We start from the raw sequence: 24,933 nt of genomic DNA on the forward strand, positions 1-24,933 counted from the left end.
CTTACGTTGAATACGGTGGAAAATCATACTGAATATAAGGGGAATTTAGTTGAAGAAGTTGAACCTAAGCAACGTGTTAATTGGTAACAAATGAATAAAAAAATCTTTGGTTAGGGAAACGTATAAAGGAGGATTGAATTATTTATTGAGGAGTGTTAATGATCGGGGCACTATCCTTAGTTGCAGGTGTTGTATGTATCGTAATTTCAATAATGCTTTTTATACCGAATTTAAAGAAAGCAAAATCTGTTAAGGAAAAATGGGAAGTATTTTTTGAATTTCTTATAGACCCCTTTGGATTAACATCTTTGTTTTATTTAGGTCTCCTCCTGATATTATATGGATTATTAAAGCTATCAAATTTACTTTGAGTATTTTCCAACTGGTATGTTTTGGATTATTATTCAATCATTAACAGGAAGGAATGCCTTTTTCTAACGGGACAGTTTGGAGATATTGCGAAGGATTGTACATAAAGTAATGTTTGCAAGAGCTCGATAATTGGAGGTTGCTGAGGCAATCCTTTTGTTGAACTATCGGACAGGTTTGTGAAGGAAGGAAATTACATATGTAAAGTTGTTAAAGCTATAAAATAATGTGCCTACTTTCGATTAAAAATTAAACATTTGGGGAACTTTGCTAGTATTGAAAATAATAAAAATATTGAGGTATCTTATGAGGAATATACTGAAAACATTATTGATTGTATTAACAGGGGGGGGAGGTTTTTATATTTTGCGTAAGTATAAAAGGAGACGACAAAATGGCTGGGCATTATACGCTCCAATTGAACCGGACTTTGTTACCGAACCAAAGGAATACCCTTTTGAATGGATAGAAGAACTTAATGAGGAACAATTTGACAGTCTTTTTGAAGACTGTGACGATGATGGTGAGCTTCATATCAACAGACTTACATATAAAACTATAAATTCAGAAAATCGCCTAAATGAAATGAGTGAAATATGTTTCCTTTACGCTGCACCTGATGCTATTTTCGAGGATCACCATTTTGCTCTTGTTTTTCAAGATGTAACCCCGTGGGTTTTAGAAATAATAATGAAGGAAATGGTACCGCACTATAAGGTTGTTAAAGAACTTTATATTGAGGAAAAATTCAAGGAAATTCATTTGTCAGAGCTGAAAGACGAGTCAAAAGAGCTGGCAAAGGGATTGATTTCTCAAAGATTTTATCCTGTTGTAACAGATTTATATAGGAATAATCAATCGGAGGACTCCATAGGCGGTTGTATTCAATATTTTTTAATCAAAAAGGAAGATGTTACTCCATTGTTTTTTAAAGAGACCGAGCGTATTCATCAATTTATGAAGAATAATAATTTTCAAAACAATAAACCTTTTGTAATAACACCCTATGGATGGAAATTAGATGAGAATTTAAAAGATTCCATCGCAATCCGTTCTTTTTATTCTTTCGCGAAAAAAATTGTTTTGGTGGTTAATACGTTTGATGACAGTGTAAGAGCAATTTTTATTTTCGGGGAAAATGAGGATTAAATGCTTCTCGTTTGAAACATTTGAATTCACCAGTGGGCTGTCAATGGATATTTTAAAAACAAATAATGAAAAACCGATAAAACAGGGTTCTGATATTGTATATATATATATCAGAACCTTTTAGTATTTCTTATCTTAGGTAATTGGTTTAAATCAGGAGAACTTATTTGTTAAAATGCATTCGTATTTTTAATATAAAGTTCATTTGTAGATAAGATTGTGAAGGGTTGTTCTTTAACTAACGGGGCAGGTTACTTGAAGAAGGATTTATTATGAGTGTTGCAGAATATGAGACCTAAAGCACACATATGGGGAAATAATATTTCGGAGTCAAAGAGGTGGGAGAATAATGGAGTTTGTGCCAATTGATATTAGCAAACACAAGGATTATGTTATTCCTTTTCGTAGAGATTCTTTCATTGTTAGTTTTGGAACAGATAAAGATTTTGGGGATGAAAACCAATATCTCATTTGGTTGCAACAACAGTCCTCTCAAAACCCTAATGGTTTTGTATTAGTTGTAGAAAACGATATTCCAATCGGTCAACTCGAACTAACTGTAAAGGAATATGAAGGGAAAGTAATTGGTTATGTCAATCTTTATTATCTTATCCCCGAAAAACGAGGAGAGGGTTTAGGTTCCCTTTTACACGCCTATGCAATTAACTTCTTTGAAAACAATAATGTTAGCGAATACCATCTTCGTGTTTCTCCAACGAATAAACAAGCCATTGCATTCTATAAGAAAAATGGAATGAAGCAGATAAAAACTGAGATGGATGGGAAAGTTGTTAGAATGGCAGGAAATATTTAAAGATTACATCCTTAGTTATTAAAGATTGTGAAGAATTATACTTAAGCTAACGGGTGCTTGAGTTAAACAAGGTGTTGCAGCGGCAGCATCTTTTTTCTTTTAAGCTAGCGGGACAGCTTAGTTGAAGAAAAACTAAGCTATAATAAATAATAAATATATAAAATAGGATGGGATTTATTAATGTTTGATTTTTTATCCGATTTCTTATCAAGTATGATCGGTGTAAGCACAGGTAGTTTGGATACAAAAAAAATTGACAATAATATTGAACTTTTAAAACAACAAGGTTGGTTTAAAAAGATATACGATGACGAGAAATATCACAGATTATTTATTACAAATAGACACGTTAGAGCTTATTTACAAAATACCACTCGTGTAAAAAAATTTATTCGTAGTGAGGAAGCTCAAAGAAAACTATTACTTTTACTGGATAAACAATTAAAATCATAGTTTTTTAAGCTAACGGGTGATTCTTCAATAAGGAGGAAAGCCTTTTTTCTTATTCAAGACGGGTAGGTTAGTTTAAATTAAATTTTTTTAAATTGTAATTTCTATTTAAAGGAGAAACTATAAAATGAAAATTCCTTGGTACATTAATTTTTTAGGTATTGTCCTCATTGTATTTTTATTATGGATTATAGAAATAAAATACTTTCGCATACTTTTTTTCTGGTGTTTGATAATCCAGATTGTGTCTTTGATAATAGATTGTTTTGTTAAGTTTTCAAAAAGAAAGAGGAAGTCCCTTAAAAGGCTCAGTCGCAATTAAATTTTGCAAAACTAACGGGTGCTTATGTTCAAGAAAGCAAGGCTGTTTCGGCAGCCTTTTTCTTATTGTACTAAAGGGCAGGTTACTTGAAGAAAGAAATTTTTTTCTTAAAAGCGAATTTTAATATACAATCAGTCAAAATAGGGAGATAAAATTATGATAGATTTAATGAAAATAAGAGAAAAAATCATCGCTATGGATGAGTCATCTGCTAAAACAGTTTTAATGACGACTGTTAGTTATTTAGACATCGTGAAGAATGGCAATGGTGGCTTTACAAGTGATATGTGTGTAGATGAACTAATAAAGATGTTCAATAAGATTCCTGAACCAGATGTACTAGTAAGGCTAAAAAGGGAAAAGGAAGATAAGGACTAAACAAAAGTCTTATTCAAGTAACGGGTGCGTTAGTTTAATAAAAAATAAAGTAAGGCACTAGATATGTCTAATATCTTCGTGCCTTTTTTTATATTTATCTTACTCAATCAAAGAACCATTGGTATGCCGGTACTTACTGTACCGTTGGTCAAAAAAACACGAAAATAGGAAATTTTAACAAAAGGGTTATACCACCAATTTTGCAATTGAAATACACATTCAAAATTGGGGGTATTTTTATTGAGACTTATTAATGGTGACGTTTTTACTGAGATTAAAAAGATTGCTAATAATTCAATTCATCTGATATGTACGGATCCACCATACTTCATATCTAGGAAGACAAATTTTCAAAATGGTGGCGGCGACCAGAAAAAATACGGTTCAATTACAATGGAATTTGGAGATTGGGATTTACAGGAGAATAGTTTAGATTGGCTTTCCTTATTAAATGAATTTAAAAGGGTCCTGGTTCCGGGTGGAACAATGGTTATTTTTTATGATATTTTCAAAATGAGTAATATATCTGTTATTGCTGAGAAAATCAATTTGAAGCAGCCGAGAATTGGCTTTTGGGAAAAAACTAATCCGGTCCCAATTAATGCAAAAATAAATTATTTATCAAATTCAAGAGAGTATTTTATATCCTATACAAAAGGAACAAAAAGAACATTTAATTCCTATTATGATAGAGCTTCTTACGAAGCACCGATAGTGAGTGGCAAAATAAGATCACACCCTTGTCAAAAGCCAGTTACTGTTCTCGAACAAATCATTGCAACTCATTCGAACGAAGGTGAAATAGTATTAGATTGTTTTATGGGCTCAGGATCAACTGGACAGGCTGCTATAAACCTAAACCGGGACTTTATTGGTTTCGAATTAGATAATGCATATTTTGATAAAGCATCCATTGTCTTAAAAAAAGCTTCTAATAAATAGGCAACTCTTTACAACAAACTGAGTGATAATATGATATAAAATAGAAAAACTCCATTACCTTCTCCTAATAAAAACGAAGGTTAAGAGCAACCTTCGTGGTAAATCTACTTTTCTATTCCTTCCAATTTAGTTATTAAAACATTTCTTACTTGGTTCATATTAATATAGTGTGTTGTTAGCTTATCTTCCTCGAACCATATAAATCCTATTTGAAAATGATGAAAAATATTTAGTTCATATTTGGATATATGTTCTATACATCCAGTGTCGGTAAAAAATTGATATTTATATCTCACTCTAATTCCTCCGTTATAATTCGTGACAAAATTCTTTCGTATATAACTTCTCCTTTTGGTCAGGTAGAAGCATGTGGGAAAATTATATTCTTTTTAATCTTTGAAAACCAATAGTTCTTAAATAATTAAAAAAATATGAGAATTCGTTCAACTATAGACATTTTTAATTCTATTTATCTCGGTTATGGAACAGATGATTTTTTTCCACATTTGTTTTAGTTTGAATTATAATTTTTTACTGAAGGTATATTACGCCTTTCAGATAAAATAATGTAACATTTAGAGGAGACTAAAAAATGAAAAGTTCACATTTAATTAATAAAATTAATAACAATGATTCTAGCGATTATAAAGTTGAAAAAGAATTAGTTTGGGTAATGGATAAGAAATCTGATGTTATTATGATCTACCTAAGAAACGATAATCGGGACAATACAATCCGGAACCCATATAAGGTTGCATTGGATCTAATTAGGTATGGTAGCAGTGTTTTAGAGGTTACTATTGTTGAGTGGGAAGAATACAACGCTATTAGTTATTTTCGCAATAAAAATGATGGTAAAATCGACGTTGAAGAGTTAGATTTTGATAAATTTGTAAAAAGACATAATGGGAAGATGGGAATGCCTATCACAGAGATATATTTTACGGTGTTACCTTTAGATATAAAGCAACTGGCAGATTTGAATAAGATGAATAGCTTTAAGGAGGTTGTTGAATACATTAAATCCCTTCCATACGACAATCCTTTAAAAATAAAAAGTTTACCCTGGGAAATACGTGATTTCATAGAGCAGGAAGATAACGATGAAGAGGAAGATTATAATATGGAAGAACCGAGTAATTCAGTAACACTTCAAAGTATATTCAGCCCGTATGAAGACGACTTGCCTTTCTAGTTTTAATAAACTGTAGATTTATTTACTTGAATATGTTTAGCAATTGTAAAAGGACCACTAAAAATGATAGTGGCCCTTTGTATTAGTACTTTTTATAATAATATTGAATTTAACACTTCTTTCACTTTAATGATCTCTTCTTCTCTTAACTTACAGATTTCTTCTGATAAATAATCGGACTTAATTGTCGATATTCGCTCCAATTTAATAACACCATTTTTGATTGGATAGGTCTCATTACTAATTGGAATATGAGTAGCCAATAAACCATTTACCGAAAATAGCGGAGCTACAATAACACTAGAGTGATTCATTTGATCTACTGATAAAACTAAAAATGGCCTTTTACCTGTTATAATAGTATTATCCGAAACATTTCCCCAATATAAATAACCTTGTTTCTTCAATTATGTACACCTCTAGGTTGCAAATTAACTTTCCTTTAGTTATCAAGTTTCTAGTTTATTTCTTCAATATGTTGTAATCTTAATTACTTTTTTCTAAAAAAGAACCTATCATCTCAGTAATCTTTTGGCGTTGATTAGGTGATAACTGTTTAGCTGTTTCAATTAAGTTGATCATATCTGGTGCAAAATCTTTAAATAAAAGGCTAACTGGTATCTCTAATGCATCACAAATTTTATTTAAGGTTTCAATAGATGGAGACTGGATATTATTTTCTATTTTACTAATAGTTGCTTGACTAACACCACAGATCTTTTCTAGTTCGCTACTAGAAATTCCTTTTAAAATCCTAAACGAATTTAATTTTTCCCCAATATTTACCATTTACCAAAACCCCTCAATTTTATTTAGTATATTTTGAATAATCATAGCAAAAAAACTTTTAAAAATGGCGTATTATTCGTATTCGAATATTTTTAGTTAAAATATGTTTAAAAATATTCGTATTCGAATATAATGGTGAATGTTATTAGCTGTTTTATCCTATTGAGGTGAAAAATTATGTCTATTGATACAAAGAGACTAAGCATTGGTAAAATGCTCGGAAGTGTTAATGAAGTTTACCGGATACCCCTTTATCAAAGGACCTATAATTGGGGAAAGGATCAATGGAATGATTTATGGGAGGATTTAATTAAGCTTGAAGGGGAAGAAACACATTTTCTAGGGTCTGTTATTACAATTGGGTCGGAACGCAAAAAAGGATTTAGTTACTTTGAAGTAGTTGATGGTCAGCAACGAATTACTACTGCTTTAATTGTACTAACGGCCATTAGAGATCTTGCAGAGGAAATTGATAAGGATCGAGCTGGATATATAAATAACAATTTTTTAAAGAGTTCTACAATAGATGAACAAGACGCTAAACTAATTCTGGGTAGAAAAGACAATAAAGTTTTCAAAAGATTAGTGGAGAAAAGGGTAACAAAGGAAGAGGCTAAAACAGAAAAAATAATCCAGGGATATTACTTTTTTAAAGAAAAACTTCAGGAAAAAGGTATACAGTGGCAGAATGTGTATACGAGATTATTGGAGTCATTTGATCTTGTTTTAATGGTAACGGATACCTACTACGATGCATTTAGACTTTTTGAAACACTAAATAATAGAGGATTATCTCTTTCTTCAGTTGATTTAATCAAAAACTATCTTCTAAGTAAAATCGCTTCTAATGAATCAATGTTAGAAGAATGCATAGAGATATGGGACAGAATTATTGAGAATGTAGAAGAAATAGAATCTGTCCGTCATGATAAAGTCCGATTTTTTAGGCACTATTTATTTTCAATTGAATACGGTATAGTCCCAATTCCAAAGTTGTATTCGAGATTTCAAAAACTCATAGATAATACTGAGAATATTTTAAATCTTGTTGAGGATATATGGCTTAAATCGGAATTATATGTAAAGTTGTATAATGGAATATTGGGGGTAAAAGAAGTTGATGAAAGGTTAAATACCTTAGTTCGAATAGAAGCTACAACTTGCTATCCTTTGCTTATTAAATGTTTAACAATGGATCTTAAAAGTGTCCAACTAATAAAGATTCTAAAAGCAATTGAAGTGTTCACTTTAAGAAGAAGCATTTGTAATATTTCCACAAGGGATATCGACCGGATTTACAATCACTTGGCCTTGGAATCATTTGATAAAGAAGATCCGGTTACTTATATAATTGATTACTTAAAAAAGAGAACCCCAAGTGATACTGAGTTCTATTTAAGTTTCCAAAGTAGGGACTTCACCAGGTCACCACAGACAAAGTATATATTCGAAATGATTGAAAATGCTTTGACCAATAATACAAAAGAGAAAATGATTAGTAATAGAACCGATGTTCATATAGAACATATAATGCCACGCGAGTTGAGAAAGAAATCAAAAGGAAGTTTTAGTATTTGGGAAAAAGAGTTAGGATCAAGAGTTTCTGAGCATCAACTATTTGTGAATCGTATTGGAAACCTTACTCTTTTAGGAAGTGAATTGAATATCGGTGCTTCTAATAACCCATTTGCGGAAAAAAAACAGAGATATGCTCAGTCCAATATTTTATTGACCAAAGAGATATGTAAGAATAAAAAGTGGACCTTTGAAGAAATTGAAAACAGGAGTAAATATCTTTCGGGAATTGCAAAACAAATATGGAATTTCAAAAACCTAATTTAAGATAGAATTTGTCTTTACTCGCTAAAGAAGTGAGTTTTGATAATAAAAAGGTAGGCAGTCCTAATATTATCCCCTTTAAGTAAGGGGATTTTTCTATGACTATAAAGAGACATGCTCTTTAAAATTTTACTTAATAGTTTAAATTAAGATAAGTTGAAATTGTACCATATTAGGGAGGGAATTATGATTCTCTTTCTAAGAGCTCCGTTTCACAGTTCAACTAGTTAAAGGATTGGGTCATAAATATACAAATGGCAAAAAAACTTCTGGTTCAAAGGAGCATTCTATACTGCCCTTTTAAAGGCCGACCAAAAATAAGATCTTAATGAGAAATTATATCTATATATTTTATATTTCTTACATAATAACTGAGGTAGTTCCTCCAAATCCTTATTTATAAAAAACCTACAATTTTTATAAAAGAGAAAATATTATCATCACACAAAACAGAAAAAATAGTACGTTCAAGACCCCGGATACTTTAAATGTAAGTTTTGTAAGAAAAATTGGTCAAGACTTGTTGTCAGCCATCCCATATTTAGCGGCTTCAACTGGATCAGCCTGTCATGCCGGCAGCATTGAATTATCTCCGGTATTAAAAGAGATGGATGTTCCTAAAGAGGTGGGCATGGGTGCGATCCGCTTTAGCTTAGGCCGATATACAACGAAAGATGAGATAGATCAAGTGATGGAATCGTTAAAAGGAATCTATTAATTTCTTCGGTCAGGGACTAACTATTGGCAGTTAGTCTTTTTTCTCTGGGATTAAAGGTTCCTATCTTTGCATAAGCTTTTAGAATCGCTCTATACTACTGATGTCAGATAATTTATTGGGTTAGGGTAAGAAAGAGGTGCTTTATCTTACCGAAGTTAGATAATTTATCGGGATAGAGTAAGAAAGAGCCAGTTTATCTTACCGAAGTCAGTTAGTTTATCGGGTATAGGTAAAATAGAGCCACTTTTCTATATTCACTAGTATCTTTAACTCATTTACTCAATGTAATTGGCGTATTATAATGTTCTTAATACGGAACGACATGAAGGAAGGTGTGTTGGAATGCAAAAAAGAATATTAGGTAAAACTGGGCTGGAAGTATCGGCGCTTGGACTAGGCTGTATGGGGATGTCGGATTTTTACAGTGGGAGAGATGACGACGAGTCTATTAAAACAATCCATTGTGCCATTGAAATGGGGATTACGCTTCTCGACACAGCTGATATGTATGGCGTAGGTAAAAATGAAGAATTACTCGGACGGGCAATTAAAGGTCGTCGGAATCAAGTGGTTGTTGCCACTAAATTTGGAAATGTAAGATCTGAAGATGGAGCTTTTCTGGGAATAAATGGCCGCCCTGAATATGTCAAAGAAGCCTGTGAAGCTAGCCTTCGCCGCTTAGGTGTGGATCATATCGATCTATTCTACCAACATCGAGTCGACCCAAACACACCAATTGAAGAAACAATCGGTGCCATGGCGGATTTAGTTAGGGAAGGGAAAGTGCGCTTTCTAGGTATGTCAGAAGCAGCCGCCCAAACTATTAGACGTGCATTTGCTATTCATCCGATTACCGCTGTTCAGACCGAGTATTCCCTTTGGAGCCGTGACGTCGAAGATGATATTCTGCCCACTTGCCGGGAACAGGGAATCGGTTTTGTCCCTTACAGTCCATTAGGAAGAGGATTTCTAACAGGGCAGATTCAGAAATTTGAAGACTTAGCAGCCGATGATTATCGCCGCTTTTCTCCTCGATTCCAAGGAGAAAACTTCCAGAAAAATTTGGAACTGGTCAATAAAATTAACGAAATAGCACGGGAAAAAGCCAGCCAGCCTTCCCAGCTTGCCCTTGCCTGGCTGCTAGCTCAAGGAAATGACATTGTTCCAATCCCAGGCACGAAGAGAGTCCAATACTTAGAGGAAAATGTTGGTGCACTTGATGTATCATTAACAGAAACTGACTTAGCACGTATAAACGAAGTTGCTCCTCGGGGTGTTGCAGCCGGAGAACGTTACCATGAAGCTGGCATGAAAGGCGTTAATTTGTAATAAGAAAAAGGTAGATATTTGGAAGCAGCATAGGTGAAAAGAAAGGTGTAAATCCATAACAGGTTCAGTTAACTCTCGCAAAACATTAAAAATGTAATGTAAAATGACCATCAAATTGTAAGTTAATTTGATGGTTATTTTTTATTAATAGATTGTGAAACTTAAGCCTTGTTCCGTTAGTTTAAGAAGGAACATTAACTTTCACAGAGAATATATGAATTAAAAGAGAGGAGAAAAATGTAAACCGAGGATTCTTAATCAATACGATGTAACACCTGAGTGGATTATCTACCATCTCATTGAACACGAATCACATCATAGAGGACAGATTTTCAAGATTCTTGCGAATTTAAAGGAATAAATAAAAGCCAACTTATAAGGAAAAATTGGGTGGTATCAATAGTAAAGCAAATTAAATTTTATATGGATGACCAAACTGAAGAAATTATCATCCATAAGCTTCGGACTTCTGGTAGTGTTTTTGCAGAAGAAGAGGCACTGCTACTTATATCTGAAGCACCGACATTGGATGACCTTATGAAAATGGTCGAAATGCGAACCGAGGGGATACCTCTTGAACACGTCATTGGATACACAGAGTTCTGTGGTCTGAGGATAAAGATAGACTCTGAGGTCTTCGTGCCTCGCAAACGAACAGAGTTTCTTGTCCGTCAGGCAGAAACCCTAACTTGTTTAGGGGATATCGTTGTTGATATGTGCTGCGGGTCAGGAGCTGTAGGTGCAGCTCTTGCAGCAACTTTAGGACGGGTAGCCTTGTACTCTGTTGACCTCGACCCCGCTGCAGTAAGCTGTGCTGGCGGCAACATAACAGCTTTTGGTGGCCACGTTTTTCAAGGGGACTTGTTTACAGCCCTACCCCACTCCCTTCAAGGCCGTGTGAACATCGTAGTTGCTAATGCTCCTTACGTACCTACCGAGGCGATCAAGCTGCTTCCCCGGGAGGCTCGCCTGTATGAACCAAAACTGGCCCTTGACGGAGGAAAGGACGGACTTGACCTACAGCGTATTGTAGCGAAAGAGGCACCTCTCTGGTTAGCTCCAGGAGGGCACCTTTTGTTAGAAACGAGCGAACAGCAGGCATACCAAGCCTTTGAAATTTTTTCTAGTATGGGGCTTATCCCTAAAGTAGCCAGAAATGATGAATTGGACGCCACGGTGATCATCGGTACTAAACCTAGCCTCTAAAGTAAATAGACAACTAGACTTAACCTAATATGATCATTACTTGGTACGATACACAATGAAAAATCCTTCTTCAACATAAGAGTGCAAGAGCTTTAGTTCATTAAGCTTTAAAAGATTAAAATAAGGAATGGCTCAGAACAGTGAACTGAGCCATTTTTTAAAAACACGACGATTAAATTAAACCGAGGCGCTTTAATCCGTAGCGAACTCCGTCTTCTTCGGCGGAGAGTGTGACCATATCGGCTACTTGTTTCAATTCATCACGAGCATTTCCCATGGCTACTCCCATTCCGACCAATGACAGCATTTCCATATCATTTAAACCATCGCCAAAGGCAACAGCTTCATCAGGTGCAATGCCGAATCTTTCCAACAATTTAGTCAAACCAACTGCTTTATTGGAATTGGACAAATTCACGTCACAGGTTCTTGCTCCTGAACTCCATCTTCTGAAATCTAATTCCGGAATCTTTGTTTGATAAGAAGCCTCTTCCTCCACGTCACAATGAAGGAACATTTGATAAATATCCTGTTCTGTCCAAAATTGAGGTGGGGCAAGTTCGGGCTTCCACGGATCATGTTGGTACGCTTCCACGACGAATGGATGGCTTAGATCGGTAGCTTTAAAGCTCGTAACTCCCAAAAAAGTCAGTGGATGTTGATAATCATTGGACAAAAGATGTACTCTCTCTAAAACATGTTTTTCAATCGCATTCTTGTATATTTCTTTTCCTTCATGATAGGCATACGATCCATTAAAAAAGACCATCGAGTCTACCCCAGTTTCCGAAAGGATGGACTCTGAAAAATAGGGAGCTCTCCCCGTTGCTATAACCACGTTTATTTTTTTCTCTCGTAACCGCTGAATCGCATCCTTTGTGGCAGGACTTAGCGTTTTTCCATGCGGGACGATCGTTCCGTCAATATCTAAGATGACAACCTTGTAATTCATATAACACACTCCTACAATGCAATCTTGCTTTGTTACGCAGGTATACTGCACAGTATAACATATTGAATGAAAAACCTATAAAAGCAACACTTATACATTTTAAAATGCAATAGGTAATATTTTCAGATGGGTATATATGAAAATTGTGTTGGCTAAAAATATTCAATTTATGATTACTGTAATAATATTATGTAAACTAACTCTTTTTAGGCTTAGAAAAAAATCATTTATTGTTTTGGGGTGGCAGACCTAAAAAAAGACTGACTAAAAATAGTCAATCTAAGGTGACGAAAGGTGCTTCCTTTCGTCTTAGTATATAGTATGCAAGAGATAGGACAAGCGATACTATAAGCTTGATTAAAATTTACTAGGACTATCCACAACATCAATTATCTTATTAGTCCTCATCATTCCGCATACCTGTAAACATTAGAACAAAACGAAGTAATTCAGCTACAGCTACTACAGTCGCAGCCACATATGTTAATGCCGCAGCATTTAGTACTTTCCTCGCCCGATACTCTTCTTCATTTCTAATCAAACCAGAACCAATCATTACATTCAGTGCTCTTGAACTTGCATTGAATTCCACCGGTAATGTAATAACCTGAAATAGCACGGCCGCAGCCATTGCGATGATTCCTAGTAATAAAAGGTTGGCTGAAGAAAGAAGTAACCCTATTAAAATTAAGATAAATGAAAAATTAGAGCCGATATTAGCCACAGGCACTAATGCATGTCTCACGCGTAGAGGTACATATCGGTCCCTTTGCTGTAAACAGTGACCCACCTCGTGAATCGCAACTGAAATCGATGCAATCGAAGTACCATTGTAATTAGTGGAGGAAAGTCTAACACTTCTACTTTTTGGATCATAGTGATCTGATAAATGACCAGACACTTGTTCGACTGACACATCATACAAACCATTTTGATCCAAGATTCTTCTAGCCGCTTGGGCTCCAGTTAAACCCGAGGAAGCTCCTACTTTTAAAAATTTAGAATAGGTATTTCTCAAGTACATTTGCACTAATAGTGGAATGATCATAATTAGAACAAAATAAACAATAAAACCCATGAAAGATGCTCCTTCTTTAGATGTCTAATTTACATACATTATTATACTTTATAGTGCACTTTTTTAGTATTAATGTGCTTGTTTCATTAAGGCCTAAAGATGTCATGAGATATGGAGAAAGATAATAATTGAAGTGGGAGAAGCCTAAAGTGCTTTTTTAATGGTGAGATAAGCGATTTATACTATTTCCTTTGTTTATTTCTGAAAGCAATAATATTTGTTTTTAATGAAGCATATGTTCCAATCGCTGCATATCCATAAAACCAACCCATAAATATTCCGCCAAGGGTGTTGTGCTTGTGACTAATAAAAATTGAGATTCCCAGGCCAAAAATAAGTGCAATCGTGGGTACAAACCATTTCGGTATTTTGAAAAAAACCTTAATTAGTTGAGTTAACAGTATAATGATTGGAATTGCAAATATTGCATCCCAAAAATTCGTTTTAATAGTGGGAAAATCCATCGGCAATCACACCTTTTTTTGGTTAATATGTGCAAATGCCATAGATTTATTAATCATTATTAAAGGAAAAGTTATCAAAAAGCAGCATAAAAACCCTAGCTTCAGCTATGGGGATACTCATAAATGTTTAGTTCATCGCAATATACCAAGCCAATCCTCCGATTGCACCTAAGATGACAATCACATAAATAGCCGTCAACCGTACTGTGTTTTGTTTTGTTGAACCTTTATAGTCCTCATCAGGTTTTCCTGTTAGCACAAGTGTACCAATCAGGGCAGCTACTAAAATGATAATAATAAGAGCCATACCAAACTTCATATGTTTCATCCTCACTAAGATTAATAATCAAAAGAAACTGAATTATTTAATAATAAATAATTTTTTGCCAAAATTATGGACTTTTCATTAAAGTTTCAATGTATGATTCTTATATTAAGGTTTATGATATAAAAAATAACCATCCAATTAACAAAAAATTTGACCATCCACTTTTGACTTATTGATCACTGCTAACTCGAATTATTAACAGTCACAGTTAAGGAGTTCCAAATGAATCCGAAAAATAAATGGAATAGCAAATATAAAGAACGTATAAATCAAATGGAAGCACCAATGCCGAATGAGAGATTAGCAATCCTGTCACCTTATTTAACCGGCGGGTCTGCGCTCGATCTTGCATGTGGGCTTGGTGGAAACAGTCTGTTTCTGGCACGATTAAATTTTCAAGTACAAGCGATTGATATATCAGATGTAGCTGTCAACTATCTCGAGGAAATAGCAGGAAAGCAAAAGCTCGCTATTTTTCCTCGTTTGTGCGATCTGACGGATATGACCCACCTTAATTTGAATAATAGTTCTTTTAGTTTGATTGTCATCACGTATTATCTTGATCGATCACTATTTCCGCTGGTTAAATCAATCGTTAAAGACAATGGATATTTCTTTATGGAAACCTTTTATAAGTCTCCAAAAAAAGAGAGTCAGGGAGTATCCGACCAATATAAACTGCTACCTGGAGAATTATTGGCTGAGTTTAGTGATTGGAAAGTTCTTTTTTATGAGGAAAATGAACATGAGGGAAGACAGACGATTTTTTGTCAGAAACAAAAAAGTGTCTGAAACCATAAGAGCATTCTTTAAGTGTCAGGCACCATTGATAATAGGAATGAAAGCGGTTGTTTTTAATCTCTTAAAAGTTTACTATATTGTGTGGGAGGGATAAACATGATAGATTTTGTTTTTCAAAACAGTACAAAGTTAATATTTGGTAAAGATCAGGAGCAATTAGTAGGTCAAGAGGCCGTTGTTTATGGAAAAAAACTTCTCTTGCATTATGGCGGCGGTAGTATCAAGACTAACGGACTATATGATAGGATTCTGCAGTCATTGCTTGAACAGGGCATCGAAATAATTGAATTGGGCGGAGTAAAGCCGAACCCTCGAGTCAGCCTTGTTAGAGAAGGAGTTGCCCTTTGTAAGGAACATAACATTGACCTTATTCTTGCTGTAGGTGGAGGAAGTGTAATTGATTCGGCCAAAGCGATCGCTGCAGGTGCGAAATATGATGGGGATGTATGGGATTTCTTTGAAGGGAAATCTACAGTTCAAGACTGTCTGCCAATCGGAGTAGTGTTAACCATACCTGCAGCGGGAAGTGAATCTAGCTCGGGCACGGTTATAACGAACGAAGATGGATGGTATAAGCGGTCGACGGGTCATTCGACCATGCGTCCTAAGTTTTCCATTCTAAACCCTGTTCTTACATACACCTTACCATCTTATCAAACAGCATGTGGGATTACAGATATGATGGCGCATATCTTGGAAAGATATTTCACTAATGAAAAGAATGTAGAATTAACAGATCGATTGTGTGAAGGGGCATTACGAGCCATTATAAATAATGCACATACAGTCATCGAGGACCCAACCAATTACGATGCAAGAGCTGAGATTATGTGGTCAGGCACAATTGCACATAATGATTTGTTAGGGACAGGAAGAGTTGGTGATTGGGGAAGCCACGATATTGAACATGAGATCAGCGGCATTTATGATATTGCACATGGAGCAGGTTTGGCGATTATATTCCCAGCCTGGATGAAGCATGTGTATAAACATGATGTAAATAGATTTGTTCAATTTGCTAATCGAGTCTGGGATGTAGAAATTGACTTAAACAATTTAGAAAAAACCGCTTTAGCAGGAATCAAGAAAATAGAACAATTCTTTAGCTCCATCGGTATGCCAGTAACATTGAAAGAAGCTGGTATTGGTGAAGAGCACTTGGAGGAAATGGCTAAAAAGGGAACAGAAAGAGGACCACTAGGCAATTTTGTAAAGTTACATGAAGCTGATGTTGTACAGATTTTACATATGGCTAAATAAGAAAAAAACCTCGCTCACAACATTGTAGCGAGGTTTCGTTTTGTTAATTTTATTTGTAGAAAAATTTAACTGATGAAATAAATATCATTAATTCAAGATATTTTACTTGACGATTTTTGTCGGATAGATATATTCTTGTTACATACTTAAGAAGTATAGTTTAACAAAATCTAACAAAATATCGGGGCTATTTGAGGGGAAAATAATAAAGGTCTTTTGATTTAATTGCTACGCCAGTTATTGCCAAGTCTTTATTCATGTGATATCGTTCCTTTGAGAAGGTCACCTTTACAGGTAAAGTTGTAGCAGCATTAAGAAATGTGTTTGGTGGACATGCTGACGAAAAGAATTAAAAAAAGCATTTATTTTATTAAAATTGGAGGAAAAAGATTATGAAATTTTTTATCGATACTGCAAACCTAGAGGAAATCAAAAAAGCCTATAAAATTGGTGTGTTATCAGGAGTAACAACCAACCCTTCTTTAGTGGCAAAAGAGGGAGTAAAATTCGAAGACCGTATTGCTGAAATCCTTAATGCTGTACCTGAGGTTGAGTCTGTATCTGCAGAGGTAACGCCTAATGCTTTGACTGCTGATCAAATGATTGCAGAAGCAAACGAACTTATTAAAATTAACGGTGGCGATAAAAACATCACCATTAAACTTCCAATGACGTTAGATGGATTAGAGGCTTGCCGTTATCTAACGAAAAAAGGTGTAAAAACCAACGTTACCTTGATTTTTAGTGTGAACCAAGCATTGCTCGCTGCACGAGCAGGTGCAACTTATGTTTCACCATTCTTAGGCCGGTTGGATGATATTAACGAAGATGGTGTAGAATTAGTCGCAAAAATTGCTAAGATGTTCCAGATTCAAAACTTGGATTCACAAATCATTGCTGCATCTGTTCGTCATCCAGATCATGTAACCCGTGTAGCGATGGCTGGAGCTCATATTGCAACGATTCCATTCAAGGTAATTGAGCAATTATCAAAACATCCATTAACAGATCAAGGGATTGAAAAATTTGCTGCAGACTGGAAAACGACTGTTTAAAAACAGATTCTTAATACGTATTTCTATATAGAGTTATTTAAGCACCTTTATCTTAGTCAAATGATAAAGGTGTTTTTTTTTTTTATAATAAAACAAAAAGAAAATCCTCTGAAATCAAGATATTTTCGCGGTTTCCGGAGAGATAGTTAGTCCAAGAAATGAATTTATAGTATTAAAATTTTGCTGGATTTTCAGTGGATTACATTCTTTCTTTGATTTTATTACATAGATTTAAAGGATTCTGAAGGGTGATATTAGTGGATGAACTGATAAGTAAATGTTGGCTAATTAAAAATGCTTTTAATATTGATGTACAAGCGGTCGATCATCAATTTCAAACGATTCTGCACATATCTGATGATAGTGAACCCCTAATTTTTGCAGAAGCTCGAAAAAAAATCTATTTGGATCTTAAAAAAGCTTTAGAAAAGGCAAATAAAAACAGTTTTTGTATTCATACAGATTCATTCCAACTATCGTATATGGCGATGCCTATAAACGAGGAAGAACTGTTTCAAGGAATGGTTTTGGTTGGGCCTTTCTTGAATGAGCGGGTCACTGACCATTTTATCTGGAATGCGATGAGGGAAAATCATCTTGAAAATAATTGGGTAAAACCATTGGAGAATTTTTATAAAACCTTACCCTATTTGGGACAATCATACATAGCAATTGGCGATTTGTTAGTGAATCTATTAGCGAATCCGCGAGTTGACTCCCATTTTATTACGACAAAAAAGCATAGTGAGCAATATCAACCGGATGTACAGCCGCAGGATTATGGCCAAGATGGTTTGGAAGTTAAGCTAAGGTATGAGGCAGAAAAGAAATTTTTACATTTTATCGAAACTGGGGATAAGGAAAATGCAATGAAAGCTTTGATTGAATTCACAGGTGATTTTTCATATAGAGTTCCAGGGAATCCTTTGCGAGCGAAAAAAAATCTTAGCTTTTCAAGTAATACTATGAATAGGATGGCTGCTGCTAAGGGAGGGGTTGAACCTCAATATTTACATGTTATTTCGGAAAAATTCGCACTTAAGATTGAGGCAGCGGTAGCGATGTCCGATTTAGATGCGATAAATTTCAGTATGATTGAAGAATATTGTGATGCGGTTAAGAATTTTGCTGTTAATGGATATAGTTCTGTTGTAAGGAAAGCATTAATGTATATAAATATCCACTTTAAGGAAACTATAAATGTGCAATCTGTAGCAGCTGAAATTGGATTTAATCGAGCATATCTTGCGAAGAAATTTAAAAAAGAATTGAATATAAGTGTCATTGATTATATTCATAAAAAGCGGATTGAAGAGGCAATTTTTCTTATGGAACAGGGTCATTTATCTATTACAGATATTGGTATTCAAGTGGGTTTTAGCAGCTATAATTATTTTTGTAAAGTATTTAAAGAAATAAAAGGAATGACAGCTACAGAGTATAAAGGGAGTAAACCATTAGAAAAAAAGGAGTATGATTAAAATCATTGACTCTTCAACGTTAACTTTGTATTTTTATAAATTTGATTCAATTTCACTCTAAATAAATTTTATTTATAAAAAATAATTTAAAATAGTGTTCAATTTTATATAAAAGTTAACAATAATGGATGTGAAAACGAACTCAAATTGCTAACATGAATCTATCACTTGTCCCAACTTTTCCCGAAAGATGGGGATGAACAAGTTAAGGAGGCATTCAAATGGAAGTTAACCATAAACAACCGAATTTAGAAGTAAGAGTCAAGAACATTATTGAAGTTGATGGATTAAAATTTAAAGATCTGAATAACAGTGGGAAATTAGAACCATATAAGGATTGGCGTTTAAGTCCGAGAGAACGTGCGGAGAACCTAGTCTCATTGATGAATACCGATGAAAAGGTCGGAATGATGCTTATTAATTCTCGTCAGATGGGTCTTTCTCAAAAAGATAAGAGTAAGACAAGCCATGATGGTGTGTTAGATGAAGGAATTGTTGAAAAGGGCGAAACTATTTTTGCACTGGCAAAAGTATATGGAACCACGCATACGATTGAAAACATGCATTTGCGCCACTTTATTCTAAGAGACAATTGGAGTCCATCCGAAATGGCAGAATGGGTGAATACCATGAATGAAGTATGTGAGGGAACACGCCTTGGTATTCCTTGTTTAATCGCATCGAATTCAAGAAACGAAAATACTGAATTCATTTTTGGTATGAATGATGCAGCTGGGATTTTTTCCACTTGGCCTGGAACGTTAGGACTTGCTGCAGCGGCAAAAGGAGATATGAAAAATGGCGGTGATGCCTCTCTTATTAGCCAATTCGCCCAAATCGCACATGATGAGTGGGATGCGGTTGGATTAAGAAAAGGATATATGTATATGGCGGATACTGTTACGGACCCGAGATGGCAGCGGATATATGGTACATTCGGTGAAGACCCAGAATTTATTTCTGATGTTATCGGCCGCATCATTGACGGCTTTCAAGGGAAGACCCTCGGAAATCATAGTATTGCTATGACGACCAAGCATTTTCCTGGCGGTGGACCAAGGGAAAATGGATTTGATCCACATTATGAAGAGGGGAAATGGAACCTATACCCAACGCCAGGAAGTCTAGAAAAGTATCACCTGCCTCCGTTTCGGGCAGCGGTAGAACATGGGACTTCATCCATGATGCCATATTATTCGATTCCTAGTATCAAGAAAAGTGTGGTTCAAGAATTCGAAGGGGAAGACATTCCTTTCGAAGAGGTTGGTTTTACATTTAATCATTATTTCTTAAATACGATCCTTAGAGAAAAACTAGGGTTCAAGGGTTATATAAATAGCGACAGCGGCGTTACAAGTAAAATGAGCTGGGGCGTTGAAACCTTAAGCGAGGCGGAACGTTTTGCTAAAGCGATTAATGCGGGGACAGATCTTATTTCTGACACTAATGATATTGAAAACCTAAAAAAAGCGATCGAAAAGGGATGGATCAGTGAGAAGCGGATTAATGAGGCCAATGTACGACTGCTTACAGAAATGTTTGCATTAGGACTATTTGATGACCGTACGTACGTTTCACCCGACCATGCTGCTGAAGCGGTGAAAAATCCAGCAAACTGGGAAGCTGCTTATGAAGCGCATAAAAAATCGGTAACTGTGCTTAAGAACCAGAAGCAGACCTTACCTTTAACAGCTGAAAAGCTTGAGGGTAAGAAGGTTTATGTGGAAGTTTTCCACAAGGAGACCGAACGAGCAACTTCATATACTGAAAAAGCTAGACAGGAATGTCAAGAGCTTGGTCAATTTACTTTGACCGATAATTATGAAGAAGCTGATGTAGCTATATTATTTTTAAGTCCAAAATCTGGAGCTTATTTCAATGCGACACCAGGACTATTAGAACTTGAAATATGCGAAGATAAAACGGTAGCTGCTTTGGATGGTACTTCCTACCAAGAAACGACTTTGAGTGGGATGAACCATTTAAAAGAAGTGGCCGACAGTATCCATATTCGTGGCGGCAAAGTAATCATGAGTGTTAATGTCATTCTGCCATGGATCCTTGGAAATGTTGAACCATTGGCAGATGCATTGATCGCTGGATATGATACCTACTATAAGGCACAGTATGAGGTTATGGCGGGCAATAGCTCACCAGTAGGTGTGTTACCGTTGACATTGCCAGCGAGTGAAGCGGTCATTGCGGTTGATGAAAATGGTGAGTGCGTGTCGAGAAATGATGTACCGGGTTATGTCAAGGACGAATATATGCCTGAAGGACTTAACTATGCTTATAAAGATAGCGATGGGAATATCTATAAACTTGGTCATGGATTAACCTATTAATTTAGCTAAGAGTCATAATGTAAAAACTCGCCAATATTATCGTGGCGAGTTTTTACATTATTATAGCTTTCTACAATTTATCATCAACCACTACTTTTACATCCCCAATTGTAGCTATTTGGACTTTTTCTTCTTTCACATTTTCGTTAATCTGAATAATCTCTTCAAACTGATTCCTAAAAATTTCTACATCATTAAGGATAGTTGGGTTTAATATGACCTCAATACGATCTTCGCAGAGTGGAATTTGAGTGGTCTCAATTTGTGTAGTTGTTCCACTTTCTGGATTTAATATCTTTTTCTCAATAATTAGCTCTTCACGGATTATAGGGACGACAATTTGTTTCTCCAGGGTATACGTTTTCTTATATACTCTAACATCTGCCGTCTCAACCCACTTCTTGTTAACCTGCAATTCTTCCTTATGTAGTTGGAGCGTTTTATCTTCTTGATGCTCGTTCTTCTTTTCAGGCAACTTAATCTCTCCCTCCATTGGAAAGTAGTGCAAACACCTTTCCATTGCCCAGCAATGAAAAGGTGTTTTTGTTTTTAGCTATTATTTATATCGTTAAAGCTTGACCCGTCGGAAACGATATCGACACTTCCGGTTGTATCAACATGAGCCTCTTCGTGTCTGAGTGTCTCTTGTACTTTCTGAGTATCCTCAATTTGACGTTTCGAAGCTGAAATCTCCTCGGTCGCAACCGTATACTTGTTTACCTCAACTTGCTCCTGGGTAACAGGAATCGTAATGGTTTCCTGAGATATAGTAGATCCATCGCTACGTTCGTTATTTAACGGTGTTCTTTTTATGACAACTTCCTCGTGCATTACAGGAACGTCGACAGTTCTTTGTTCTTCCACCACATCTTTAGAAATAACTACTTGTCCAGCATCGACATTATTCTTTACAATGTCTAACTCTTCTTTATGAAGCTGGAGAGAGCCGTCAGTTTTAGTATCCTGGGTACTTGTACTGGGATCGTTCCCTTGATTGCTCATAGTGGTTTGGCTATTTTCACTTTCAGTGTTTTGTGATTTATCATCACCGAATAATCCTAAAAAGTCGCTCATAAAAATCCCCCTTGTATGTTGTTTATGGTTAAGCCTTTTTTATAATGTACTCATGTGGGTTCTTTATACTTAAAAATCATTAGAATAAAAGGTATGAAAAGATGATATTCGAGCTGATGTAAGATTCACTTTGTATGAAATATTTTCATGGCATAATTTTTGTTTAATTAAGAAACAATCATGTTTGGAGCTGGTGACTAAAAAGAATATAATTAAATTGAGTTTGAGCAATTGTATTGTGGAGGGGATTACATTTTGACATTTTTTGAAAAAATTAAACCACACTTGATTAGTCATGATATATTAATTCAAGAAACGGTGCTTCATGCATTACACGATTATCCAAACGTCCCAGAAGAATGGACAATCGAATTATTGACGGAAGCCTTTAAAAACCAGGACAAGCAGTCCTCTATTTTAATCTACATAGAAAACATGAAAATCAATGAGGACGCTATCAAAGTTCTACTAGAAAATATACCTAAGATGGATAAGACCAAGATCCACTTAGCGGTGAATTTGTTAGAGCGTATTGATCCAAAGCTCTCTTTAAAATATAGAGAGCAACTGCAAAGATACATTGGTGAGGATCGTTGGTCATTATATGAGCTAATCGTAAACGGGACGGAAGAAGAAGTTTGGAATAAATATGCAAAAACTATAGATACTCTTGACCAAGCCGATTCTTATCAACATCCACTTTACATACAAGCTAAAAAACTGGCTGCATGCATCGTTCAAAATGGCTGGATTACTAAAGATGAAGTAGAAGTGATTCTTCAAGAGGAATTAAAGGAACAATGGTTTTCATTTAATGGAATCTTGACGGTGTATATGATAGGATTACTGAAACTTGACAAGCAGATCCCATTTCTAGCCAGTTTGTTAAACCGTGATGAAGATATCTTGTTAGAAGAAGTTGCATCGGCGTTAATTCGGTTTCAATCCGATGAGGTAGTCGAAGCGGTTAGTCCTTATTTAAAGCAATCGGATTCGATTATTTTTGCTAGTTCCGTTATTGAAAATATTAAATCAGACCTCGCTGTTCAGGTTTTGAAAGAGGCCTATCAATATTCAGATGAACTCGAAGATCAGGATATTCTGATCGAAGCACTCTGTCATCAGCTTTCTAGAGAAGCATTACCCGAAATTAGTGACCATATGAAAAAGGAATACTTCTCGGGCCTCGTAGATGTTGAACAAACTGTTTATAGTTATTATTCCATTTTAGGCGAGCCACATCCGGAACTAATGGATTGGAAGCTAGCAGCACTTGGAAGAGAAATAGAATTTAGAAATAAAAGCAAGCAGGGTGGAATTTCCCAAAACGGTCCAATTTTAACGGAAAATAAAATAGGACGAAATGATCCGTGCCCGTGTGGAAGCGGCAAAAAATATAAAAAGTGCTGTGGCAAATAAGGAGATAAGTGCGATGAAGTTTGATAAAGTTCGTTGGGGGATCATTGGATGCGGTGATGTGACAGAAGTGAAAAGCGGTCCAGCCTTCCAAAAAATTAATAATTCTGAGTTGGTTGCCGTTATGAGAAGAACGGGGGAACTTGCCAAAGATTATGCAGACCGGCACAATGTTAGAAAATGGTACGATAATGCGGATGAACTCATAAACGATCCAGATGTAGATGCTATCTATATTGCAACACCGCCTGGTTCGCATAAGGAATATACAATCAAGGCAGCAAAGGCAGGGAAACCTGTTTATGTAGAAAAGCCAATGGCACGCAATTTCGATGAATGCCAAGAGATGATTGTAGAATGTGAAGAGGCAGGAGTCCCATTATATGTGGCTTACTACCGGAGGACACAACAGCGATTTTTAAAAATAAAAGAGCTGTTGGAGAATGGGGAAGTTGGTGAGGTACGGTTTGTATCATCAACACAATATCAAAAAGCTACGGAAGATGTGTTGGACCCACAACATCTTCCGTGGCGAGTTCAACCGGAATTAGCAGGCGGGGGACTATTTTTTGATCTAGCCAGCCATACGCTTGATCTATTAGATTTTTTACTTGGACCGATTACGTCTGTGCAAGGATTTGCTTCCAATCAAGCAGGCTATTATCGTTCCGAAGATATCGTAACAGGTACATATCGGTTTGAATCTGGCGTCCATGGTGTCGGAAATTGGTGTTTTACTGCTTTTGAAGATGTCGATGTGAATGAAATCGTGGGGAGCCTTGGGAAAATCACCTTTTCCACTTTCGGAAACGAGCCCATTGTTTTAACGACAGCGAGCGGAACGGAGCAATGGAGTTTCGAGCGACCAGAGCACGTCCATCAACCACTCGTCGAAACGATTGTGGCTGACTTAACAAGTGGCAGCGGTCATTGCCCTAGCAGTGGAGTGACAGGAGCCAGAACGAACTGGGTCATGGGAGAAATGGTGAAGAATTATTATCAGTAGTAATGGGACTAGGATCAACCTAACACGGTTGGTCCTAATTTTTTAGGTCGGTTATTTTATGCCAGCAAAAGTGTTTGGCCCTTTCAGAAAATGATTGGTGCCTGACACTTTTTTTTATTTATTTTCAGTGTTTTTAGTGCATGTAAGCGCATACATTTATAGGGAGCGCTGGA

General features: G+C 35.7%; 27 protein-coding genes and 1 pseudogene. 20 read left to right on the forward strand and 8 right to left on the reverse strand.

Going from position 1 to position 24,933, the window contains the following annotated elements; translation table 11 throughout:
- Positions 1–158: 158 nt before the first annotated feature.
- From QF028_RS07965 to QF028_RS07995, 7 genes are all read left to right on the forward strand, one after another.
- Entirely contained in the window at positions 159–371 is a 213-nt protein-coding gene (locus QF028_RS07965; protein WP_429464763.1) for a hypothetical protein, read from the forward strand.
- 364 nt (positions 372–735) lie between these two features.
- Positions 736–1,518 carry a hypothetical protein gene (locus tag QF028_RS07970; RefSeq protein WP_429464764.1) on the forward strand — a complete coding sequence of 261 codons (783 nt, stop codon included), beginning with the start codon at positions 736–738 and terminating at the stop codon, positions 1,516–1,518.
- A 349-nt stretch (positions 1,519–1,867) separates the two neighbouring features.
- The gene (locus QF028_RS07975) at positions 1,868–2,332 is read left to right on the forward strand and encodes a GNAT family N-acetyltransferase (RefSeq protein ID WP_429464765.1); all 465 of its coding nucleotides are present in this window, start codon (positions 1,868–1,870) and stop codon (positions 2,330–2,332) included.
- Between the two features lie 180 nt (positions 2,333–2,512).
- Complete coding sequence (locus tag QF028_RS07980; RefSeq protein ID WP_429464766.1) at positions 2,513–2,785, forward strand: hypothetical protein; 273 nt, start codon at positions 2,513–2,515, stop codon at positions 2,783–2,785.
- 475 nt (positions 2,786–3,260) lie between these two features.
- Positions 3,261–3,482, forward strand: a complete 222-nt coding sequence (locus tag QF028_RS07985; protein WP_429464767.1) for a hypothetical protein — start codon at positions 3,261–3,263, stop codon at positions 3,480–3,482.
- A 240-nt stretch (positions 3,483–3,722) separates the two neighbouring features.
- A complete protein-coding gene (locus QF028_RS07990; RefSeq protein ID WP_429464768.1) occupies positions 3,723–4,424 on the forward strand; it encodes a DNA-methyltransferase in 702 nt (233 codons plus the stop codon).
- A gap of 592 nt (positions 4,425–5,016) precedes the next feature.
- Positions 5,017–5,619 carry a hypothetical protein gene (locus QF028_RS07995; RefSeq protein WP_429464769.1) on the forward strand — a complete coding sequence of 201 codons (603 nt, stop codon included), beginning with the start codon at positions 5,017–5,019 and terminating at the stop codon, positions 5,617–5,619.
- Between the two features lie 92 nt (positions 5,620–5,711).
- Here QF028_RS07995 and QF028_RS08000 read toward each other — a convergent pair whose 3' ends face one another.
- The gene (locus tag QF028_RS08000; protein WP_429464770.1) at positions 5,712–6,026 is read right to left on the reverse strand and encodes a type II toxin-antitoxin system PemK/MazF family toxin; all 315 of its coding nucleotides are present in this window, start codon (positions 6,024–6,026) and stop codon (positions 5,712–5,714) included.
- A gap of 79 nt (positions 6,027–6,105) precedes the next feature.
- A complete protein-coding gene (locus QF028_RS08005; RefSeq protein ID WP_429464771.1) occupies positions 6,106–6,408 on the reverse strand; it encodes a helix-turn-helix domain-containing protein in 303 nt (100 codons plus the stop codon).
- Positions 6,409–6,585: 177 nt separating this feature from the next.
- Here QF028_RS08005 and QF028_RS08010 point away from each other — a divergent pair, with 177 nt between their 5' ends.
- The 5 genes from QF028_RS08010 (at position 6,586) to QF028_RS08030 (ending at position 11,500) form a co-directional block, all read left to right on the forward strand.
- A complete protein-coding gene (locus QF028_RS08010; protein ID WP_429464772.1) occupies positions 6,586–8,250 on the forward strand; it encodes a DUF262 domain-containing protein in 1,665 nt (554 codons plus the stop codon).
- Between the two features lie 517 nt (positions 8,251–8,767).
- On the forward strand, positions 8,768–8,965 hold the full coding sequence (locus QF028_RS08015; RefSeq protein WP_429464773.1) for a hypothetical protein: 198 nt from the start codon (positions 8,768–8,770) through the stop codon (positions 8,963–8,965).
- A gap of 342 nt (positions 8,966–9,307) precedes the next feature.
- On the forward strand, positions 9,308–10,294 hold the full coding sequence (locus tag QF028_RS08020) for an aldo/keto reductase (RefSeq protein WP_429464775.1): 987 nt from the start codon (positions 9,308–9,310) through the stop codon (positions 10,292–10,294).
- A gap of 250 nt (positions 10,295–10,544) precedes the next feature.
- The gene (locus QF028_RS08025; protein WP_429472224.1) at positions 10,545–10,655 is read left to right on the forward strand and encodes a DinB family protein; all 111 of its coding nucleotides are present in this window, start codon (positions 10,545–10,547) and stop codon (positions 10,653–10,655) included.
- A 29-nt stretch (positions 10,656–10,684) separates the two neighbouring features.
- The gene (locus QF028_RS08030; RefSeq protein ID WP_429464776.1) at positions 10,685–11,500 is read left to right on the forward strand and encodes a putative protein N(5)-glutamine methyltransferase; all 816 of its coding nucleotides are present in this window, start codon (positions 10,685–10,687) and stop codon (positions 11,498–11,500) included.
- A 172-nt stretch (positions 11,501–11,672) separates the two neighbouring features.
- On the opposite strand, the gene QF028_RS08035 is transcribed toward QF028_RS08030, so the two are convergent.
- The 4 genes from QF028_RS08035 to QF028_RS08050 all read right to left on the reverse strand — a co-directional run bounded on the left by QF028_RS08035 (position 11,673) and on the right by QF028_RS08050 (position 14,313).
- A complete protein-coding gene (locus QF028_RS08035) occupies positions 11,673–12,452 on the reverse strand; it encodes a Cof-type HAD-IIB family hydrolase (protein WP_215004112.1) in 780 nt (259 codons plus the stop codon).
- A 397-nt stretch (positions 12,453–12,849) separates the two neighbouring features.
- Positions 12,850–13,530, reverse strand: a complete 681-nt coding sequence (locus tag QF028_RS08040; RefSeq protein WP_215004110.1) for a zinc metallopeptidase — start codon at positions 13,528–13,530, stop codon at positions 12,850–12,852.
- A gap of 182 nt (positions 13,531–13,712) precedes the next feature.
- A complete protein-coding gene (locus tag QF028_RS08045) occupies positions 13,713–13,994 on the reverse strand; it encodes a hypothetical protein (RefSeq protein ID WP_088088321.1) in 282 nt (93 codons plus the stop codon).
- 127 nt (positions 13,995–14,121) lie between these two features.
- Positions 14,122–14,313, reverse strand: a complete 192-nt coding sequence (locus tag QF028_RS08050) for a hypothetical protein (protein ID WP_429464777.1) — start codon at positions 14,311–14,313, stop codon at positions 14,122–14,124.
- Between the two features lie 231 nt (positions 14,314–14,544).
- On the opposite strand from QF028_RS08050, the gene QF028_RS08055 reads away from it, so the two are divergent.
- The 6 genes and pseudogenes from QF028_RS08055 to QF028_RS08080 all read left to right on the forward strand — a co-directional run bounded on the left by QF028_RS08055 (position 14,545) and on the right by QF028_RS08080 (position 21,264).
- Positions 14,545–15,114: a class I SAM-dependent methyltransferase gene (locus QF028_RS08055; RefSeq protein WP_429464778.1), complete on the forward strand. Its 570-nt coding sequence runs from the start codon at positions 14,545–14,547 to the stop codon at positions 15,112–15,114.
- A gap of 105 nt (positions 15,115–15,219) precedes the next feature.
- A complete protein-coding gene (locus tag QF028_RS08060) occupies positions 15,220–16,383 on the forward strand; it encodes an iron-containing alcohol dehydrogenase (protein ID WP_429464779.1) in 1,164 nt (387 codons plus the stop codon).
- A gap of 227 nt (positions 16,384–16,610) precedes the next feature.
- Positions 16,611–16,736 (forward strand): annotated as a pseudogene (locus QF028_RS08065) (phosphogluconate dehydrogenase (NAD(+)-dependent, decarboxylating)); the annotation flags it as partial.
- A gap of 39 nt (positions 16,737–16,775) precedes the next feature.
- Positions 16,776–17,438: a fructose-6-phosphate aldolase gene (gene fsa / locus QF028_RS08070; protein WP_410885505.1), complete on the forward strand. Its 663-nt coding sequence runs from the start codon at positions 16,776–16,778 to the stop codon at positions 17,436–17,438.
- A gap of 257 nt (positions 17,439–17,695) precedes the next feature.
- Positions 17,696–18,919 carry an AraC family transcriptional regulator gene (locus tag QF028_RS08075; RefSeq protein WP_429464780.1) on the forward strand — a complete coding sequence of 408 codons (1,224 nt, stop codon included), beginning with the start codon at positions 17,696–17,698 and terminating at the stop codon, positions 18,917–18,919.
- Between the two features lie 221 nt (positions 18,920–19,140).
- Complete coding sequence (locus QF028_RS08080) at positions 19,141–21,264, forward strand: glycoside hydrolase family 3 protein (RefSeq protein WP_429464781.1); 2,124 nt, start codon at positions 19,141–19,143, stop codon at positions 21,262–21,264.
- 70 nt (positions 21,265–21,334) lie between these two features.
- Here QF028_RS08080 and QF028_RS08085 read toward each other — a convergent pair whose 3' ends face one another.
- Together QF028_RS08085 and QF028_RS08090 are read right to left on the reverse strand one after the other, a co-directional pair.
- Entirely contained in the window at positions 21,335–21,739 is a 405-nt protein-coding gene (locus QF028_RS08085) for a YsnF/AvaK domain-containing protein (RefSeq protein WP_429464783.1), read from the reverse strand.
- A gap of 74 nt (positions 21,740–21,813) precedes the next feature.
- Positions 21,814–22,338, reverse strand: coding sequence for a YsnF/AvaK domain-containing protein (locus QF028_RS08090; RefSeq protein WP_215004094.1), 525 nt, complete (start codon positions 22,336–22,338; stop codon positions 21,814–21,816).
- Positions 22,339–22,593: 255 nt separating this feature from the next.
- Between QF028_RS08090 and QF028_RS08095 the strand changes: the two genes are divergently transcribed.
- Positions 22,594–23,757 (forward strand): SEC-C metal-binding domain-containing protein, encoded by a 1,164-nt coding sequence (locus tag QF028_RS08095; protein WP_429464784.1) that lies wholly within the window; start codon positions 22,594–22,596, stop codon positions 23,755–23,757.
- A 13-nt stretch (positions 23,758–23,770) separates the two neighbouring features.
- On the forward strand, positions 23,771–24,760 hold the full coding sequence (locus QF028_RS08100) for a Gfo/Idh/MocA family protein (RefSeq protein WP_429464785.1): 990 nt from the start codon (positions 23,771–23,773) through the stop codon (positions 24,758–24,760).
- The last annotated feature ends 173 nt before the right edge of the window (positions 24,761–24,933 follow it).

Source organism: Neobacillus sp. B4I6, from assembly GCF_050434045.1.
Classification (GTDB): domain Bacteria; phylum Bacillota; class Bacilli; order Bacillales; family Cytobacillaceae; genus Neobacillus.